Origin of the sequence: Confluentibacter flavum (assembly GCF_002843175.1) — a bacterium.
GTDB lineage: Bacteria > Bacteroidota > Bacteroidia > Flavobacteriales > Flavobacteriaceae > Confluentibacter > Confluentibacter flavum.
The window spans coordinates 1-18,977 of the sequence record NZ_PJEO01000031.1 but is presented as its reverse complement, the minus strand read 5'-3'; the positions used below and the strand labels follow the sequence as shown (position 1 = coordinate 18,977).

Here is an 18,977-nt window from a genome sequence, read left to right as displayed (position 1 = left end):
TCGAAGGGTTGGCGGAGAAATGCTAAAATTGAAATTACTACTCTTAAAAATGTATTCCAACCGAAACCATAAAAGCTTGGTAGGAATTTATTCTTTAGGTAACTCAAGATCTTTATAAACTTCCTTTAATAATTCACCCGGATCGACATCAATAGCCAAAGCAATTAAATAAAGTTCATCAGCTCGCAGCTTAGTTGATTCATTAGAACTCAATTGAGAAAGTCTAGCCTGACTTATTCCAGTACGCCTTGAAACCATTGCTCTATTCACAGATTTCTTTGTAAGATATAAACCTAATGATGTCATAAATATTTCGAATATATATAGATAAATATACTTTGAATATAGAAAATTGTAGAATTTCTAAAGTTTTATTTTGAATTTTGATAGATTATATATAGATTTGTTTAGATATTCTAAAGAAATGTTAAGAAATCAAATATTTGTTAATACATGAACATTCAAACAAACAAATCAGAACACAATATTCTAAATAAACTTACTATGCTTCTTGAAGTAAAATATGTTTATAAATCAATTTCAGAAACTACTGAAAATAATCAAGTCTTATTTATTGTTTTATTAGAAGGAAACTGTTCTTCGTTAACACATGAATTATCTTCTATGGTTGCTAAAATATTTCAGGAAGAAACGGAGTTTCTGTACCGAATATTCTCTTCTGAATATGCCCATCAACAGTTAAGAGAAGAAAATTTATTCTTTGTTCATGGTTGCGCTTGGGATAAAATAGTCTTTCATAATACTGATGTTGAATTGGACTTCTTTCAGGAGTACTACATACAAGAAAAAATCTTGAGCAATATTCAATCCGTTTTTGAAAGAGAGCGCCATAAAATGGACGCCTTTTTAGATGGTGCTACATTTTTTATCGAAAAAAATAATCTTTCACATGCTGCTTATATGCTGCACCAATATATAGAACTGTGGTTTAGGTATGCCGCTCTTTTTACAATGGGCAAGGAACGTAAAAGCCATAGCATTAAGGAGCTCCAAACCTATATAAAATCTTTTGCACCAGAATTAGGCAACCTTTTCAATGCCGAAATAGAGGAGGAGCAATCCCTTTTGAGATTACTGGATGATGCATATATATCTACCCGCTATGAGAACAATTATCATATCAACCTAGAACAAATCCATAAAATAAAGGAGAAAGCCAATACAATGGAATCATTGGCTACATTATTATTTAAAAGCAAATTGAATGCCTGCATCGTTCAAGCTTCAAAACCAAGGGAAATCAAAGTTCCAAAACATCAAAGTTCCCAACCAAATGACACAGAGGTATTGAACTTCATAAAATCACTGTCCGAAAAGGATTTTTCATCCTTAAAGCCTTATCCCTTTAAAAAAGGACTTTATAATATAGGAATGGTTACGGAAGGCTATTTGGAAACCTCTTTTATGATATCGAACCTTTTAAAGGTTTGCATCATCGCCATGGAAGCAGAGGACTGTTCAACACGTTCCATTCCCGAACCGGAACATAACATTAAGGAAGTTTTGGGGTATATCTTGGACATGATACCCCATAACGAAATGGAACTATTGGACACCATCAGGGATTTAGCTTTATATCCAGAAACAAACAGCCAATGAAAGGGAAAAAGAAACATAAAGACAAATTAAAGGCAATCAAGAAGCACTTTGAAAACTTCCCTGGGTTAAGCACGGAATCCCATGGGACCAGGACAAGAAAGACCATCGGTTTTGAGGTGTTTGACCATGAGGACATCACCAGCAGTATTTCGGCACTCTTGGAAGTGTGCTATTTCGCCCTTGATGGCAATGGTACTTTCATTTATCCCAAACATAGCAATAAGACACCGATAACCAGTGTGACCAAGGTACTGGAAATGGTCATTGACCTCTTGCCGCATGACCAGATGTTTTGCTTGGACAAGATCACCGAAATCCTTTCAAAGGATAAAAAGCCAGATAATTAAAATTAGCCAAGAGAAAATCATCACAAGAGTGCCAACGGACACCGAGTAAGGCACTGCCCATGTTCGGCAAGGGGTAAAGTGTTCAGCAGCATGTATGGGCTTACGTTTTTAAAGCGATGGATTCAGGGGCTGGTTTTCTAAAAACGATTCTTTGTATTAGTTCAAGATTGAGCGAGGGGAATCCATCACTTTAAAAATGAACCAAGCTCGCCCTAAAGCGAGTGCGGTAGCCTTTAACCTTCGGTTTCAATACTATCAAAAGATACCAAATAGGGTCAAATTTTAGGAATTCCGTGATTTTTTACTAAAAGATTCTAGGTTTTATGGGGGTTACAAAGCTTTTTTACTAAAAATTCACGGAAAAACATAATCCCATACATGATTAAGTTATTGAAAAACAGAAAGTTGTATTAACGTAACATCGCGCAGCGTGTTACCCTCTTGCTGTGCGTACTGAGTTGCCACAGGATAGAATGGAGTTAGCAATAAGTCCACTGAAATGGCAACAAAATTTTGATAGTGATGATAGGACTCATCAGGAGCAGGATCAATGAGCTAACCCCTAAATATATAAACTTGAGTTCAATTAAAAAATAACAAGCAGGTATATTGATCAGTTGTCTGTTTTAATAGGGCTCAGGTTAAAAATACTCATTTTGTTTCTACTCATCAAATATCCCACATTCTTTTTTGATTGAAAATGTTTTTTTGATTCTCCATCTCAAAAATCAGATCTAATGATTGGGCAGTTGGCTCGGGCTATTATTTTCTTTAAAAAAAGGATTGATGACAGGATAGGGGGCACAAACAACAAAGCCTTTTGAGTATCGAACAGTTAATGATAGAGATCAGGTTTTTAGTGCCATTTCACGCTATTGGTTTAAAAGACTTAGAGCATTTTTATATGATATTGTTTTGTAAAGCACTTGCAATGAACCTCCAAACCTTGTCATTGCATTTTCTCACACAGACAGGTTCTGAAGGTATCTTAAGACAGGCAAATCAGTATCACTGTTTAATCTGTAAAAAAAGCACAAAAATCTTTATTATTAAAATGATTGTTTGTTCCATTAATAATAGCAATAATGAAATAAACAAGGTGGCTTTATTGGGTTAATCAGACCGATTACAACATTTCGTACAGTAATTTGATACAAATCGTACTCTATTTGTAATTTTTTTATTATTACATTCGTCAAATTTTTTTACACAAAATACATGAAACAGTTTATATTATGCCTACTACTTGGGTGCTCTATTTTGGCTAAGGCTCAAGACAAAATTAAATTTGAATATGATTTGGCAGGCAACCAAATACAACGATCGTTATGCATTAATTGCTCAACATCCAAAACAGCTAATGAGAAAACGAAAGAGATAACTGCTTTGGAAGAAGAAGATTTGCAAAAATTTTCCTCCGAAGATGTTATTTCCTATTATCCAAATCCCGTGAAAGAAGAGCTCTATCTTCAATGGGAGTTAATTGAGGACAATGATGTTTCCTCAATACAAGTATATGGATTGAATGGGCAAGTACTTCAATCATTCTCTAATCTAGAGAGGAAAAACAACCAAAACATTGCTTTTCAAACGTATCCTATAGGAATGTATGCGGTGGTATTGTTTTATAAAAATGGCGAACAAAAATCGATTAAAATCATTAAAAAATAAATTTCACATTTATGAAACAATTTTACTTTGCATTCTTATTTTTAGGATTCAGTTTGTTTACAAACGCTCAAACTCCTACTGGATCTTCAGCAGAAGTTGGTATTACAGATGGGCAATTATCGGTTTCGCTTTCTGGCGCAGCGACTTATGTTATTCCAATTGTGGTTCCCCCCGGGATTAATGGGGTTACCCCTCAGATAAGTTTAACTTACAATAGCCAGGGAGGCAATGGAATGGCAGGATATGGCTGGAACATTGGTGGAGTTTCTAAAATTACCCGAATAGCCTCAACAAAATACCATGATGGAACCATAGATCCGGTTGATTTTGACAATTTAGATCGCTTTGCTTTAGACGGACAACGATTGATGGTTAAAACTGGAACTTATGGAGCAAATGGGGCCATATATGAAACGGAAAATTTTTCAAATATAAAAATTACCTCTTATGGTGTACATCCCAGCGGAGCTGCTTATGGGCCTGCATACTTTTTAGTAGAATACCCTGATGGCTCTAAAGCCTATTATGGTAATTCAACAGATTCGATAAGTATAATGGAATATGGGGTAACCTATTGGGAAAACCCACAGGGATTGAGAGTAAATTACACCTATTTATTGACCAATAATGTTCTCAATATAGCTACTATAGGCTATGGATCCCAAAATACAACTCCGTCCATAAATTTCGCAAAGTTTATTTATAAAACGCGTCTAAGACCAGAGCAGTACTATATAGGAGGCCAGAGTTTTATTAATGATAAAATACTTGATCAAATTCAGATATACAGTCTGGGTCCGCTTTACAGGACTTATCAATTGGCATATAACAGCAATCCTTTAGGTTACGAACGATTAATAAGTGTAACCGAAAAAGCAGGGGGCAGTTCTATCAGCTATAATCCCACAGTTTTTGCTTATGAAGACACACCTGATTCCATGTCTTATACTACTATTACAGCAAACTTAAATGTTGGAAATATTACGTCATTAAATACCGGAACTATTTCCGGGGATTTTTCTGGGGATGAAAAAATGGAGTTTATACTCTATCCTACTACAGGAACGAGCAGTAAAGCAAAATATTGGTTGTTCTCAAATAGTAATTCAAACATAGGTTACGAACATAATGTAGGTGCCTTTGAATCAATTTTCCCTATTACCTTGTTGAGTTCGGATAACAAATTGATGCCTAAACAAGGATGGACTGTCGCTAAAAAAACAGATACCAATTATACTTTCACCATTTATTCAGCTGATCCGGTATATACTGTACTTGAACAATATAATAGAATGGTAAATTTTCCAATTCAGCCATCCGGGAGCAGCTGTTACGCTAATAAAATTATTCCAAAAAACATTCTTTCAGGAGATTTTAATGGTGATGGACTTACTGATGTGATTGCTATTGATAATACATGCAGCTCTAAAAAAGTCTATTTTGTAGATTTAAAAAGAGACAATACTGCTAATTTTTTAACCTATTCGGGGGAATTATCAGCTGTAATAACTGCCTCTTCAAAAGTAGAAGTAGCCGATGTGAATGGAGACGGAAAATCAGATTTTATGGTGTTTGAAAACGGGAAGGTAACTAGTTATACCCTGAATGATGCCAATCAATTGGTTTTATTATGGAATTATTCAGATACAAACATCTCGATAGATAGCAGTAAAACAATTCTATTAGGAGATTATAATGGAGATGCTAAGACCGATTTTATTATTCCTAGTGGATATGGATCTAATAATTGGTATAAATACACTTCAACAGGAACCGGTTTTATAAAAACAGAAATCTATCATGGATTAGATTATAGGCAGAATAACTCCACAAATACGTATAGTTATATGGCATCCGATTATGACAAAGACGGAAAATCGGATTTAATTGAAATAAAAAGCAACCGAAATACAGGCAACACGGCAGGGAGCTTAACAATTACATCCTATAAAAACATAAATGGAATTTTTAATGGCGCTTACTATATTACAGCTAGTAGTCCTTATGTGGCTGATATTAATCTCAATTCATTACCTATTTATTTGCCTACTGGTAAGGGAATTACAAGCAAAGACAAACCCTATAATCCAGCCTTGGAAATTGCCTTTTTGGGTAATAATAAAATTTTCTATTTTAATTCCAATAAGGACAATACTAAAGAGCAATTACTCAAATCGATTACCACAGGCAACGGTGTAAAAGAATCGATTACGTACAAACCGTTGAATACCGATTCTAACGAGAACAACAATACAATATACAGTCCTAGCGGCTCTACCGAAAATTATCCCAATACAGATATCCAGTCAGCCTCATCAGTTCACGTAGTAACCAAGCTCGAAAAACAAAGTGCCGCCGATTATAAAAAACAATTGTTTAGCTATTACGGTGCCGTTTCCAATGTGCAAGGATTAGGTTTTCTTGGTTTTCGGGCTACCATGCGTACCAATTGGCATGATGACAGCAACCCCATTATTTCCAGCGTAGCTAAAAACGACATCAATTTGAGAGGGGCAAATATTGAAAACTATACGGCATTGGGATACGCATCCCCTTCCTCCAATACACCCACTACTTTTATAACAAAATCGGTGCTGACGTATGAAAGCCAATTGTTGGCGAATAAGGTTTTCAAACTCAAAAACACCATGGCGAAGCAGTATAATGGTTTAGACAATACCAGTAGTGAAACCACTACAACTTATGATAGTTATAATAACCCCACGGCATCTACAACCTATCTAAAAAACGGAGGAACTACCCAGCAAACTACGGTAAACAATGTGGGTTATAATAACCAACCCTCAGGAACCACTTATTATATTGGGCGGCCTATAAGTAAAACCACAAGCGTTACGGCGTTTGGTGACACGATGACCAGCGAGGAATTATATACCTATACCAATAATTTGTTGACTCAAATCAAAAAGAAAGGACATAATACCAATTATATCACTGAAGACAATATATATGATGGCCTTGGAAACATTATCCAAAAAACCATCACTGCTGGATCAAACCCAAGAACCACATATTATAAATACGAAACAATGATGCCCTATTACGGGCGTTTCCTGACCGAAAGCACAGATGTAGAAGGGTTTAAAACAGCATATGAATACAACTTAATGAATGGAACTTTAAGTTTCAAAAATAAGCAAACCGAATTGAATTCCTGGAACAATGCTATCAAAACGAGTTATGCGTATGATACCTGGGGAAAAAAAACAAAAACTACCGATTATTTAGGTAAAAGCAATACGTACAGCTATACCAGAAGTAATGAGAAATCAAAAACAACAGTAACCGGAGATGACGGCAGCTATAGCGAAGAACTCTATGATGATCTGGGACGAAAACTAACGGCTAGTGTTAAAGATCTCAATGGGAATATCTCCAGTGTATCTTATTTATACGATATTTATGGTCGCAATATAAAAGTAAGCGAACCATATTCTGGAGGTAGCCCTAGCCAGTGGAATGAAACCAAATACGATGTCTATGGAAGGCCAACCCAAAATATCAGCTTTACCGGTAAAACCACTAATATCAGTTATTCCGGATTGACCACTACGGTAAATGACGGTACTAAAACCAAAATTACAACCAAAAATGCCATAGGGAATGTGGTAAGCCTAACCGATACTCCGGGAGGAACTATTACTTATACCTATTTTGCCAATGGTAATCTCAAATCATCAAATTATGATGGCGTAACCACAACCATTGAGCAGGACGGTTGGGGCAGGAAAACCAAACTAACGGACCCATCGGCAGGAACCTATACGTATACCTACAATGATTTTGGGGAAGTTTTAACGGAAACCTCGCCCAATGGCACCACAACGTATACTTTGAATGCCATAGGGAAGCTAACCCAAAAAAAAATTACTGGAACCAATACCAATAGCACGACGACCTATGTGTATAACAGCACCACTAAATTACTAACGTCCAGTACTTTTTTGGATGCCTTAGAAAGTAATGCGACTACAACAACAAACTATACTTATGATAGCAGTAAAAGACTGGCCAGTTCTGTTGAAACCACACCTTATGCCACTTTTACCAAACAATTCACTTATGATGCTTTTGGCAGAGTGAATACTGAAACTTCTATAGCCAGTGCAGTTGGAAAAACAAGTAGTAAAACCATCCTCCATACTTATAAAAATGGTTCGCATTGGCAGTTAAAAGATAATACGACACAACAAGTGTTATGGCAAACCAATACTATTAATGCTCGTGGGCAGTTGCTAACGGCCAATTTAGGCAATGGCATTGCCATAACCAATAGTTATGATACATATGGTTTTTTAACCTCGTTCAAACACGACAAAACTAGTACAGGTGTGAATATAATGATACTTGGCACTGCGTTTGACGCACAAAAAGGAAACCTGACCTTTCGTTACAACAGTCTGTTTAATTGGAACGAACCTTTTACCTACGATGCCTTGGATCGCCTGACTAGTTATAAAGATGGTTCCGGAAGTGTGGTGACCCAAGCTTATGATGGCCGTGGCAGGATAACCCAAAATGATTTGGGCACTTACAATTACACCAATACCGCTAAGGCGTACCAAAATACCTCGATAACGGCAACTCCAGGGGCTTTAACGCATTATCAAGCTTACCCAACACAAAACATAAGCTACAACGCCTTTAAAAGTCCCTACCAAATAGAGGAAGTAGGAAAGGATAAAATAGGTTTTACCTACAATGATAACAATAGCCGAAGTACCATGTTTTACGGCGGCTTGCAAACCAATAAACTACAACGCCAATACCGTAAACACTACAGTGCCGATGGCAGTATGGAAATTAAGCACAATATATTAACAGGTGCCGTAGAATTTGTCACCTATATAGGAGGAAATGGTTACAGTGCACCTGTTATAATAAAAAGCGACGGCACTACCCAAAATTATTTATATTTACACAGGGATTACCAAGGCAGTATCCTGGCAATAACGGATGCCGCAGGAGCAGTTGTAGAAAAACGCCTTTTTGATGCCTGGGGTTCTTTGATAAATTATTACAGCGCCAGTGGCGCCCCCTTTGGGGGTTGGGGGGCTTTTGATAGAGGCTACACAGGCCACGAACATTTACAAAGCGTAGGACTCATACACATGAACGGGCGTTTGTACGACCCTAAGTTGCATCGTTTCCTGCAAACGGATAATTATGTGCAGGATCCTGGTAATACCCAGAACTATAATAGGTATGGCTATGTATTGAACAACCCATTGAAGTACACAGACCCAAGTGGTTGGCTTACGGAAGCAGAGAAAGCACAAAGGGACGAAGAAGAGCGAATAAAAAGAGATTATGGCCAAGGGTATGCTCAATGGTATGGACAGCAGTTAGCCGCTGGCGCAGATGGGCTGACCAACCAGCAATGGGCGAACCTGGGAGGAGCGGGAATAACTTCCCAGATGTATAATAGCTATGTTAATCAAAATCGGGATGAGTATAATAATGGGTTGAATTACGGGATGAATCAGATAAGGGATAGTAAAAAAGAGGGTCCAGATCCGCTGGCATTTTTACGACATTTAATTCACCCGGATGCGTTATATTTCGCATTTACTCAGGATGTGTCTGTTTTTTTAGGAGAGGGTTATGAAAAAGGAGTAATTGTAATTTTAAGGGGTAAAGATAAAGGATTTTATAGCGCTGATGATTTTGGCATAGGCTTAGGAGGTGTAGAATTTTCAGGAGCAGTAGAAGCAGTTGCTTTATATTATTCTGGTAGTACTGTAACAAAAGATGTTTTTTATGGGAATAGAATTGAAGCTAATTTTGGTATGAAAGCTTTAGGACACGCAGGTATTACAGTATCATATTCTACATTCCCTGATGGAAATTTTGTATATGGTAAAGGAATATCTTTAGGAATAGGTTTTAGTGCCTTTGGGCTCTCTGGAAATATTAATAAAGGAGCGTTGCTAGAAGAAGACCAAACTCCATTTAGAAGATAAATTTAAAAAAATAAATAAAATGATACGTTGGAAAAATTATTATTTAGTTATTATTATGATGTTTTTGGGGTTATTAATATCAATTTATCTAGGGTCTAAAGATTTGAAATTTCAATCACAATTAATTGAAATAAAGAAAGAAAGCATTATTAATATTCATGTAGAAGAGGCATATAATGAAAGAGGCATTTATATTCTAAACAATAAATATTTCATACAAGGTGCTGCCTATGTCTTGGGTTCGGATGATGGATTGGCAGAAGACAAAGCAATTTGGAGACCTAATAGTGAAAAATATTATCCTAAAATTTCTGATATTAAACCACCATTCACAATTAGTAAGAACAGAAATAGCGATACTATATTTGTTGAAAAATATGGGAGCAAAATCTCATTACTTTTGTCAAATTAAACATTTATATTGGTTAAGTAAAAACGATAAAACCCACTCAACAAAGAGTTCCTTAAAAAATAAACGTTATTAAAACTAAAATTTGTACAATATTATGATTCCCCAAGAGACGCTTCAGATGACTAAAGAATTGTTTTTAATAATGATAGCCTAGTTGTTGAAATTAAATATGGGGTTTATATCATTGGAAGTGTGATGATGAATAGATTAAATTATAAAATGAAACACTATCTGATGGCTTCGTTAATAAAATTGGCGGTGCTGATCAATACGATGCCATAGGTGGTAAAATATATAATTCGATTATGAATAGCTCTTGGACTGATATTCTTAACCCAAACAACCAGTATGCCAATAGAATTTCAGGGGCAATAATGGCTTTAAGTGGTACAGATTATTCTAATGGTGCATACTTTTGGAATGCATCATCTCCACAAAAAGGCTTCAATTGGAAGATGTACAATAACGGAACACTCGAAATTACAATAACGTTATAGGGCATAGTAAAAGACAACGTAAATATGGATAAATTAGAAATTACTGGCGGAGCAAGAATAGGAATGGCAAATGCAACTTGGCCCTTTGCGACATTGAAAGTAAGTAAGGATAAATTGGAATTGAATGCTTCAATTGCTGGAAATCTTGTCTTCCAACCAAAGGACATTATTTCAATTGAAACCTACACACAGATCCCCCTACTGGGACAAGGAATAAAAATAAATCACAGAATTGCAAATTACAATAGGAAAGTTATTTTCTGGACATTTAAAGACCCTTCAACTTTAGTAAATCAAATAAAGCAGACAGGTTTCTTTGAGAATATTGACGGCAAAATTTCTGATAATGACACATTGGTCATCAAACAACAACAGGCAGGAGGTTTTCCAATAAAGAAATCCGTTGCAATTGGAGTAATTGTCTTATTGAACTTATTGTTACTCTCAGACTTTATTAATTTTTCTGCCTCTGACAAGAAAGTTATGCCATTGGGTAATGGAGCGACAATCGCACTTGCAACACTCTTTCTTATCTCAATACTTTCATTAATTTCAAAAGACTTCAGTAAGCTGATATTGAAAGAAGGCAAATCCTTAAAGGATATAGATAAGTTTCTCTATTTGTTGGTTTTTATAAGTGGTTTTATGCTAATTGGAATATTGACTTTTAAAAACGTATGACCCCGATAGCTCGGATATATTCAAAGGTTGAATAGCGCGGACTATATAACCCATAAAACATTTATACTTTGAAAATAATAATTATTTTTTTATTTCTTTTATTTACAGTTAATTATGCTAATAGTCAAATGATTATTAATAGTATTAATTACCAATGTGATGTCCCATCAAATTATACAAAAGAAATATTAAACGATTTTACAACAAAATATTTAAGTAAATTAAATTCATATGATATTGTTGATAATGAGACTACTTCTAAACTGAATTTAGAATTTCTTAATAATGATTTTAATACTAATGCTTTTAGTCAGTTCTGTTCTTTAAAAAGATGTAATTTTCAAGTAAAGTATTCAGAAAACTCTTTACAATTGGGAATTATTGAAATTACTTTTAATTCTAGTTTTGATTTAAAAAATGCTAAAAGAATTGTTGAAGAATCAAAAAGAACTAATTTCAAACTAAAAGTTTTAACAAAATTTATTTTTCTAGAAAAAGAAAATAGCTTAATATTTGTTTTTTCAGAGACGCCTCATAATAGTCTATTATGTTCTTTTTTTGATGAAATTAAAGGTTTTTAAGTTATACAGACCCGATAGCTCGGATATGTTCAAAGGTTGATAGCGCGGACTTGTAGTCCGTGCCCTCAAAGAAAATGCATTTACAAGTGATACACTTGTTTATATTTGCTGTTAAATTTAGATTATGAATTGGAGGTTTTAGTGCTTAATTTGTTTTGATAATAGTGGTAGGCACGGATTACAAATCCGCGCTAGCGGGGACCCAAATGCTCAAGCAAGTATAAATTATTATCAAAACTTACTTAAAAAATAATATATATGAAACTGAAATTCTTATCAATTGCACTGTTTGTTTTTAGTATGGGTTATGCTCAAAATATTGAATACAAGATTTTAAATGCAAAGTTGGATGAAAATAAAAAAATAATTTTAGAAATCGTTTTGAGCAATAAAACAAATGAAAATTATGTGATTAATAAAAACTTTACTTTTAAAAACAAGGCTCCAGACTTTTCTTCTGGTTCTTATACAAAAGTTAATATATTTAAAGATGACTCCGTTGCAATAAGAATAGCGGATGTTAAATTTGAAAATTTACCAAAACGAAACAATAATATAAAAAAGTATGATGTTTTTTTTATTAAAAGCAATACAAGTGAAACTATTAGTTTTTGTTTAAATGACTATCTTTCAGTAGCAGAAGAAATAGGGGTAGGAATGGTAATGCTTTTAAATAGTGATTTAAGTATTAGTTTAAATTTTTATCAATCAGGTTCTTTAAATATCAAGAAAAAGAAGATTCTTTCTAAAATGCGTAAAGAAAACTATACAATTTTTAGAGGACAAATAAGTACTAATAAAGTGCCTTTGAACTAAAATAAAATTTGAGGGATCTCGCTGAAAAATTTGATGTTATTAGATTTGGGGTCAAAGATGGCAATATCCTACTCTACAAAGAGTTCCTTAAAAGAGAAATGCTATTAAAACTAGAAATTGTACGAATGTCTCCGATTTCACGCTTGTTTCAGTTGAAAATAAAATGAAACTATTTATTAAAAAGATTTTGTAGTGTCATAGAAAGCGAACTGACGTTTTTGATAATTTCACTCAACGGGTTAAAATAAATATAAAAAACAATAAATGAAAAATGTTATAATTATCAGTGTCTTTTGCCTTGGTTTGTTGGGCTGTGACCCCTAACAACTCGCCAGATACGCCAGCTAGAGTAAGCACTTTTCATTTGCTGATTATCTGGTTTCTAAACTCAATACTAAAACTTATTCTTTACCTGACGTAAATTTACAATTTATCTTGACGGTGGAATGGCCATGACTATTTTTTGAATCCCCATAAATTTATGAAACTTATCCTATTTTTTTTGATTGCTTTATGCAGTACACTTGCTTTCTCGCAACAAGAAGCGAGTAATTGGTATTTTGGGGACCATGCAGGGCTTAAATTTCATCCAGATGGCTCAGTAACACCATTAAGTGACGGAAAATTAAAAACAAATGAAGGCTGTGCCAGTTTGTCAAATAGCAATGGAGATTTGTTGTTTTATACGGATGGATTAACTATTTGGAACAAGAACCATCAAGTGATGCCAAATGGTACAGGTTTAATGGGGCATAGTTCCAGTACCCAATCGGCAACCATAGTTCCTAAACCTGGCTCTTCCAATTTATTTTATGTTTTCACACTAGACTATGAAGTGCATCCCAATGGTTTTAGATATTCTATTGTTGATATTAATTTAGATGGCGGTCTTGGAGCTGTTACCTCCGATAAAAATGTATTAATCTATACTCCTTCTGATGAAAAGTTATCAATAGTAAAGCACAAAAACGGGGTTGATTTTTGGGTAGTTACCCACGGTTGGAATAGTAATACTTTTTATAGTTACCTGTTGTCTTCTTCAGGATTAAGTGCAAGTCCTGTACCATCCAACGTAGGTCTATTTGTGGGTGGTTCAGCCGAAAATGTTTGGGGTTACATGAAAATATCCCCTGATGGGTCAAAATTAGCGATTTGTCACGCTTTACAAAACTTTGAATTATTAGATTTTGATAATGCCACAGGTTTGGTTTCGAACCCTTTAGTATTAAGAACGGGGGATGGTATGTATGGTGTTGAATTTTCGACAAATAGTGCTGTTTTATATCTTTCGGTAACCAATCCTTCACCTTATAAAGTAATACAATATGATTTGACATCAAGTAATATTGTTGGTTCAGCATTTACGACTTTAATTCCAAGTATATTTCCTTGCGCACTCCAACTCGGTCCCAATGGCAAGATTTATATAGCTGAATATGGAAAACTGAAATTAGGAGTTATTAATAATCCAAATACCATAGGTGCTGGATGTGATCTCCAAATGGATGCAGTCGATTTAGCTGGTCGAATGTGTAATATGGGTTTGCCTCCTTTTGTAAGTTCCTTTTTCTTTAATCCAGAAATTCAGTTAACTAATTCTTGCTCCAATCAAAGTACCCAATTTACTTTAACAGCTACACAAAACATCACGTCGGCAAATTGGAATTTCGGAGACGGCAACACATCAACAAATATAAGTCCTACACATACTTATGCAAATGCAGGAACTTATACCGTTTCGGTAACGGCAACCGGAGCAAGTGGCACTGGTGTAAAAACCAGAGATATTATTATTTCAGAAGTTCCCACCGCTACAAAACCTCAAGATATCTTGGTTTGCGACACCAATAATGACGGTTTGTACAATTTTGATTTGACAACTCAAAACACAGTAATTCTCAACGGTCAAGATCCAAATTTATACACGATAAAATATTTTGCCAATGCAACGGCATATGCCAATAATGTTGCCATTGCATCTCCCAATAATTATATAAATACAACGGATTATCAATCTCAAACCATTATTGCAGAAGTAAGTAATAATGCGAATTCCGAATGCAAAAGCAGTACTAATTTTGTAATTAATGTTTTCGATTCGCCAAAACCAAATACTATTGTTCCAAAAATAAGCAGTTGCGATAATACCAGTGTGGGAACGGATACTGATGGTCGCATGGCTTTTGATTTGACCCAAAGAGCCACAACTATTTTAAACGGTCAATCGGCAAGCCAGTTTTTACTTTCTTACTATAAAGATGAAGCGTTAACCCAAATTATTGCAACGCCAACGGTTTATCAAAACACGAATCCTTCGGAAACCATTTATGTAAAAATGGAAAAAAAGGACAATGCGTCTTGTTTTGCCACGACCTCCTTTCCAATCGAAGTTTTGGCTTTGCCCGTCATCACGAATGTTGTTGATTTGCAACAATGCGACGATGATATTGACGGTTTTAGCGCATTTAATTTGGAAGAAGCCATAAACAAAATAACGACAAACGCTGCTACCGAAACCATTACTTTTTTTAAAACCCTAACTGAGGCGCAAAACAACAGCAATCCCATTGTAAATACCACCACTTACACGAATCAAACCGTGAGCAACGATGAGGCATATGCAAGAGTCACCAACGGCAATGGATGTTTTAGGATCGCACAACTCAATTTGACTGTTTCCACCACGCAAATTCCCCAGACTTACACAAGGTCATTTACCGCATGTGACGATGCCATATTAGGCACAAATACGGACGGTATTGCCTCTTTTGATTTTAGTGCCGTGACGAATCAAATCCAAGACATATTCCCGGCAGGACAGCAGTTGGACATCACGTATTATCGCAATTTGAATGATGCCCTTGCCGAAAAAAATGCCATTACTGATATTTCGAATTACAGAAACATTGGTTATCCTAATACCCAAAATATCTACATTCGGGTGGACAGCAGATTGAACAACGATTGCTTGGGACTGGGAAGCCACATCACGCTGAATGTCGAAAAAATACCTATTGTTCAACCGATAACAATAAATCATTGTGACGACAATCAGGATGGAAAATTTGGCTTTGATACCTCAGAAATCCAAACCCATTTATTGAATGGATTGACCAATGTCATCGTGACTTATTTTGACCAAAATAACAACGCGCTTTCAAGTCCGTTACCCAATCCTTTTGTGACTGCTTCACAAAGCCTCACAGCGGTTGTGACCAATAATACGCCAGAAGCTTGTTCTTATACTACAACTATTGCATTTGTCGTGGATGACTTGCCGGAAGCTTTCGCTGTTTCGGCAGCTTTAACGACCGTGTGTGACGACGAACCAAATCCTTTAAACCAAGACGGAAAGTATGCGTTTGACACATCAACATTCGAAAAAACTATTTTAGGAACACAAACCGGAATGTTGGTCAAATATTTTGACGGAAATAATAATCTGCTTCCCAGTCCTTTACCTAATCCGTTTGTTACCGCAACCCAAAACGTGAAAGTTGAAGTTGTTAATCCAATAAACACAACTTGTAATGCAATGGTGGTTCTTCCGTTTGTTGTAAATCCAGTGCCCAAAATTGTTTTAACTGGCGATGAATTGGTCTGCAGCAACTTGCCCACTTTTACCAAAGTATTGGATGCAGGGCTTTTGGATGGTTCACCAACAGCAAATTATAGTTACTTATGGTCTTTTAATGGAAATCCAATTGCAGGAGAAACGAACTACACTTTAACGGTAAACACCGCGGGACTTTATACGGTTGAAGTAACCAACAATCAAGGATGTTCCAGTACGAGAACCATTACGGTTACGGCTTCAGATAGTGCCAAAATCACGGATGTGACTATAGTGGACTTGGCAGAATCCAACAGTATTTCAATTAGCGTAACTGGAAATGGGGATTATGTTTATAGTTTGGATAGTGAATTTGGAACTTATCAGAAAGAAAGTGTTTTTACCAATGTTTCGGCAGGAATCCACACGGTTTATGTAAAAGATTTGAATGGCTGTGGCGTGGTTCCCAAAGAAGTGGCAGTGCTGGGAATACCGAATTTTTTCACTCCAAACGAAGACGGATATAACGACTATTGGAACATTAAAGGCATAAATGCTTCCTTCAATGCCAAAACAATAATCTACATTTTTGACCGATATGGAAAATTAGTTAAACAAATCAGTCCGTTAACCCAAGGCTGGGATGGAAAATTTAATGGACAACAGATGCCTGCAACAGATTATTGGTATTCCATACAACTGGAAGGCGGTAGGGTTATTAAGGGGCATTTTTCATTAAAAAGGTGATTTTTTCGATTCTTCTCCTCTTTATTATTTTCTTGTTGGTTTTTTGACTCCACCAAAGAATCGAATCACATTTTAAATCTTTATGATTAAGTTTTAAAATGTCCGAAATACGTAGCCCAGAGTTAATCCCGAAAACTATAAGAAGACCTTTTTATAGTTTTTATTGGCTTTGATTATTTTTAATGCTTTGTCCAATGCTAGTATCACCCCACTCTACGAAGAGTTCCTTAAAAGGAAAGCGTTATTAAAACTAGAGATTGCTGTACTAATGTCTCCGACTCCCGTCCAAGTGTACAGACCCAAGTGGTTGGCTTACGGAAGAGATCGCCGTTGGAATTCCAATTTCTTTGAGTGCTGATAAAAAAAGGAAACAAGCTGTGGAGTTATATAATTCGTCTCTGACTTCAACAACACACAATGAATTTACGCTAAATTTTAAAATTATAATGAACGGAAAAGGAATTGGGATAACAATGACCTTTTAAAAAATAACTTACAGTAAAGAGCTGCGCTAAAAATATTGTTTTTAACTCAGTTTTTGTGATATCAAAAAACACTAATTTAAATAATATTTTTAAGTTTAATTGTATATTTACAAACTCAAAAACAAACAAATTTTGTTTTTAAATAGTTCTTTTTGGCTTTAGTGTGCAATTCGGTGAACCATACTAAATTAAAAGTGTTTATAATGCTGATAATAAACGGGTTATGGATTTATTGAAAATCCTGCCACCCCGACCACCATAATCCTTTCCACTTTGTGGGAGGGATTTTTTGTTTTTAAACCGTTGAGCTAGCTCATAAAGTTTAGAAAACAAATAATAACTCAGAGCGTAGCTCAAAGGATTTTGGTGAGCAACACCCCCTATTCAGGATCACGACCGCAGGGAGTAATCCTTCCTTCCCGAAATAAAAGCATATCAATCTTTTTATTTGACATTATCAAATAAAACCAACTAATGGATCATGTCGGATAAAGTCAAAAACTGTGGGATTAAGGGATTTAAGCAAAAATATTAGAGAGTTTAAAAAGATAAACTGAGTAGATGGAATTCAACAGGTGAAATTTTATAAAAAATAAATATAAATTACTCGTTGTGCATTTTAAATAATGCTAATTTTAATATTGTTGATGTTTCTATCAAAAATAAACTTATTGATATATTGAATTGTTGTAAGGGCCGCTATTTTAGATAGGATCCTAGTCTTAAATCCTCGAAAAGACTTGGCATAATTACGTCTTATCATAAATTGGTCACATAATTGTGAGAACAATGTCTCTATTCTTTTTCTCTTTTTTCTGAAAATGTAAGGTTGTTTTTTATAATCTTTTTGATTGCTTCTCATAGGTGTATTTAGCTTTATGTTACAGGTTTCAAACAAATTGAGCTGTATTTCTGCTGATAGATACCCTCTATCTCCAATTAAAGTGCAATCGCCCATTTGTGCTTTAATGTCCTTAAGGTAATTGACATCGTGTACCGATGCAGGGCTCAAATCGACACTTTGAAAAACACCTTTAATAGAACAGACGGCGTGCAGCTTATAACCATAATAATTGGAACCTTGGGAGGCACAATAGCCTTTGTCAGGAAAAGCATAGGCATCCTCTTTACAGACTCTCGAACGGGAACTTCGTGATAATTTACAAACCTCTAAAGGCATACTGTCCACTATAAAATAATCTTCAAATTCATTAAAATGAGAGGCTAATCTTAATCGGATATCATCCATGTAACCTACTAATTTCCGTCTTCTTCGATTGTAGACGCTCCTGTCTATTTTTGAGGCAATAATGACAGGGAGCTTTCTAAATAAATCATTCTCACTATCTATTCCCATAAATTCAGCTGTTAAGCTTAAACAAATCAGTTCCAAATCACTCAGCTTCGGTCGACGTCTTTGATAGTCCAAAAGTTGTTCTTTTGATATTTTTTGTAATACTTCCAATATTCTTTCGTAATTTGCATTTAAGTTGTTCATAATTAATGTTTTATCGCTAAAACAATTTACTGATTATCAGTAATATGGACAACTTTTTTCTTTTAAATCATAATGCACAACGGGT

12 protein-coding genes are annotated in these 18,977 nt (G+C 35.2%); 10 read left to right on the top strand and 2 right to left on the bottom strand.

All coding sequences use genetic code 11. From position 1 onward, the window contains the following. Nucleotides 1-87: 87 nt before the first annotated feature. A complete protein-coding gene (locus CSW08_RS09240; protein WP_106659607.1) occupies nt 88-306 on the bottom strand; it encodes a helix-turn-helix domain-containing protein in 219 nt (72 codons plus the stop codon). Nucleotides 307-453: 147 nt separating this feature from the next. Between CSW08_RS09240 and CSW08_RS09235 the strand changes: the two genes are divergently transcribed. The 10 genes from CSW08_RS09235 (at nt 454) to CSW08_RS09185 (ending at nt 16,909) form a co-directional block, all read left to right on the top strand. Next, the gene (locus CSW08_RS09235) at nt 454-1,620 is read left to right on the top strand and encodes a HEPN domain-containing protein (RefSeq protein ID WP_106659606.1); all 1,167 of its coding nucleotides are present in this window, start codon (nt 454-456) and stop codon (nt 1,618-1,620) included. After that, a complete protein-coding gene (locus CSW08_RS09230) occupies nt 1,617-1,967 on the top strand; it encodes a hypothetical protein (RefSeq protein WP_106659605.1) in 351 nt (116 codons plus the stop codon). The genes CSW08_RS09235 and CSW08_RS09230 overlap by 4 nt, the downstream gene beginning before the upstream one ends. A gap of 1,218 nt (nt 1,968-3,185) precedes the next feature. Then, nucleotides 3,186-3,638 carry a T9SS type A sorting domain-containing protein gene (locus CSW08_RS09220; protein ID WP_106659603.1) on the top strand — a complete coding sequence of 151 codons (453 nt, stop codon included), beginning with the start codon at nt 3,186-3,188 and terminating at the stop codon, nt 3,636-3,638. An 11-nt stretch (nt 3,639-3,649) separates the two neighbouring features. Beyond that, nucleotides 3,650-9,622, top strand: coding sequence for an RHS repeat-associated core domain-containing protein (locus CSW08_RS09215; protein WP_106659602.1), 5,973 nt, complete (start codon nt 3,650-3,652; stop codon nt 9,620-9,622). A gap of 19 nt (nt 9,623-9,641) precedes the next feature. Further along, the gene (locus tag CSW08_RS09210) at nt 9,642-10,034 is read left to right on the top strand and encodes a hypothetical protein (RefSeq protein WP_106659601.1); all 393 of its coding nucleotides are present in this window, start codon (nt 9,642-9,644) and stop codon (nt 10,032-10,034) included. Between the two features lie 305 nt (nt 10,035-10,339). Further along, nucleotides 10,340-10,531 (top strand): hypothetical protein, encoded by a 192-nt coding sequence (locus tag CSW08_RS09205; RefSeq protein WP_106659600.1) that lies wholly within the window; start codon nt 10,340-10,342, stop codon nt 10,529-10,531. Nucleotides 10,532-10,555: 24 nt separating this feature from the next. After that, nucleotides 10,556-11,212, top strand: coding sequence for a hypothetical protein (locus CSW08_RS09200; protein WP_106659599.1), 657 nt, complete (start codon nt 10,556-10,558; stop codon nt 11,210-11,212). Between the two features lie 68 nt (nt 11,213-11,280). Continuing rightward, a complete protein-coding gene (locus tag CSW08_RS09195) occupies nt 11,281-11,793 on the top strand; it encodes a hypothetical protein (protein ID WP_157831452.1) in 513 nt (170 codons plus the stop codon). A gap of 258 nt (nt 11,794-12,051) precedes the next feature. Beyond that, a complete protein-coding gene (locus CSW08_RS09190) occupies nt 12,052-12,609 on the top strand; it encodes a hypothetical protein (RefSeq protein WP_157831451.1) in 558 nt (185 codons plus the stop codon). Nucleotides 12,610-13,090: 481 nt separating this feature from the next. Beyond that, the gene (locus CSW08_RS09185) at nt 13,091-16,909 is read left to right on the top strand and encodes a T9SS type B sorting domain-containing protein (protein WP_106659596.1); all 3,819 of its coding nucleotides are present in this window, start codon (nt 13,091-13,093) and stop codon (nt 16,907-16,909) included. Between the two features lie 1,104 nt (nt 16,910-18,013). Here CSW08_RS09185 and CSW08_RS09180 read toward each other — a convergent pair. Continuing rightward, complete coding sequence (locus CSW08_RS09180) at nt 18,014-18,892, bottom strand: IS982 family transposase (protein ID WP_106658080.1); 879 nt, start codon at nt 18,890-18,892, stop codon at nt 18,014-18,016. Nucleotides 18,893-18,977: the final 85 nt, after the last annotated feature.

Excerpts from the sequence above, each read along its gene's own strand:
- CSW08_RS09240 (WP_106659607.1), bottom strand. The coding sequence starts at position 306 with ATGACATCATTAGGTTTATATCTTACAAAGAAATCTGTGAATAGAGCA.
- CSW08_RS09235 (WP_106659606.1), top strand. The coding sequence starts at position 454 with ATGAACATTCAAACAAACAAATCAGAACACAATATTCTAAATAAACTT.
- CSW08_RS09230 (WP_106659605.1), top strand. The coding sequence starts at position 1,617 with ATGAAAGGGAAAAAGAAACATAAAGACAAATTAAAGGCAATCAAGAAG.
- CSW08_RS09220 (WP_106659603.1), top strand. The coding sequence starts at position 3,186 with ATGAAACAGTTTATATTATGCCTACTACTTGGGTGCTCTATTTTGGCT.
- CSW08_RS09215 (WP_106659602.1), top strand. The coding sequence starts at position 3,650 with ATGAAACAATTTTACTTTGCATTCTTATTTTTAGGATTCAGTTTGTTT.
- CSW08_RS09210 (WP_106659601.1), top strand. The coding sequence starts at position 9,642 with ATGATACGTTGGAAAAATTATTATTTAGTTATTATTATGATGTTTTTG.
- CSW08_RS09205 (WP_106659600.1), top strand. The coding sequence starts at position 10,340 with ATGAATAGCTCTTGGACTGATATTCTTAACCCAAACAACCAGTATGCC.
- CSW08_RS09200 (WP_106659599.1), top strand. The coding sequence starts at position 10,556 with ATGGATAAATTAGAAATTACTGGCGGAGCAAGAATAGGAATGGCAAAT.
- CSW08_RS09190 (WP_157831451.1), top strand. The coding sequence starts at position 12,052 with ATGAAACTGAAATTCTTATCAATTGCACTGTTTGTTTTTAGTATGGGT.
- CSW08_RS09185 (WP_106659596.1), top strand. The coding sequence starts at position 13,091 with ATGAAACTTATCCTATTTTTTTTGATTGCTTTATGCAGTACACTTGCT.
- CSW08_RS09180 (WP_106658080.1), bottom strand. The coding sequence starts at position 18,892 with ATGAACAACTTAAATGCAAATTACGAAAGAATATTGGAAGTATTACAA.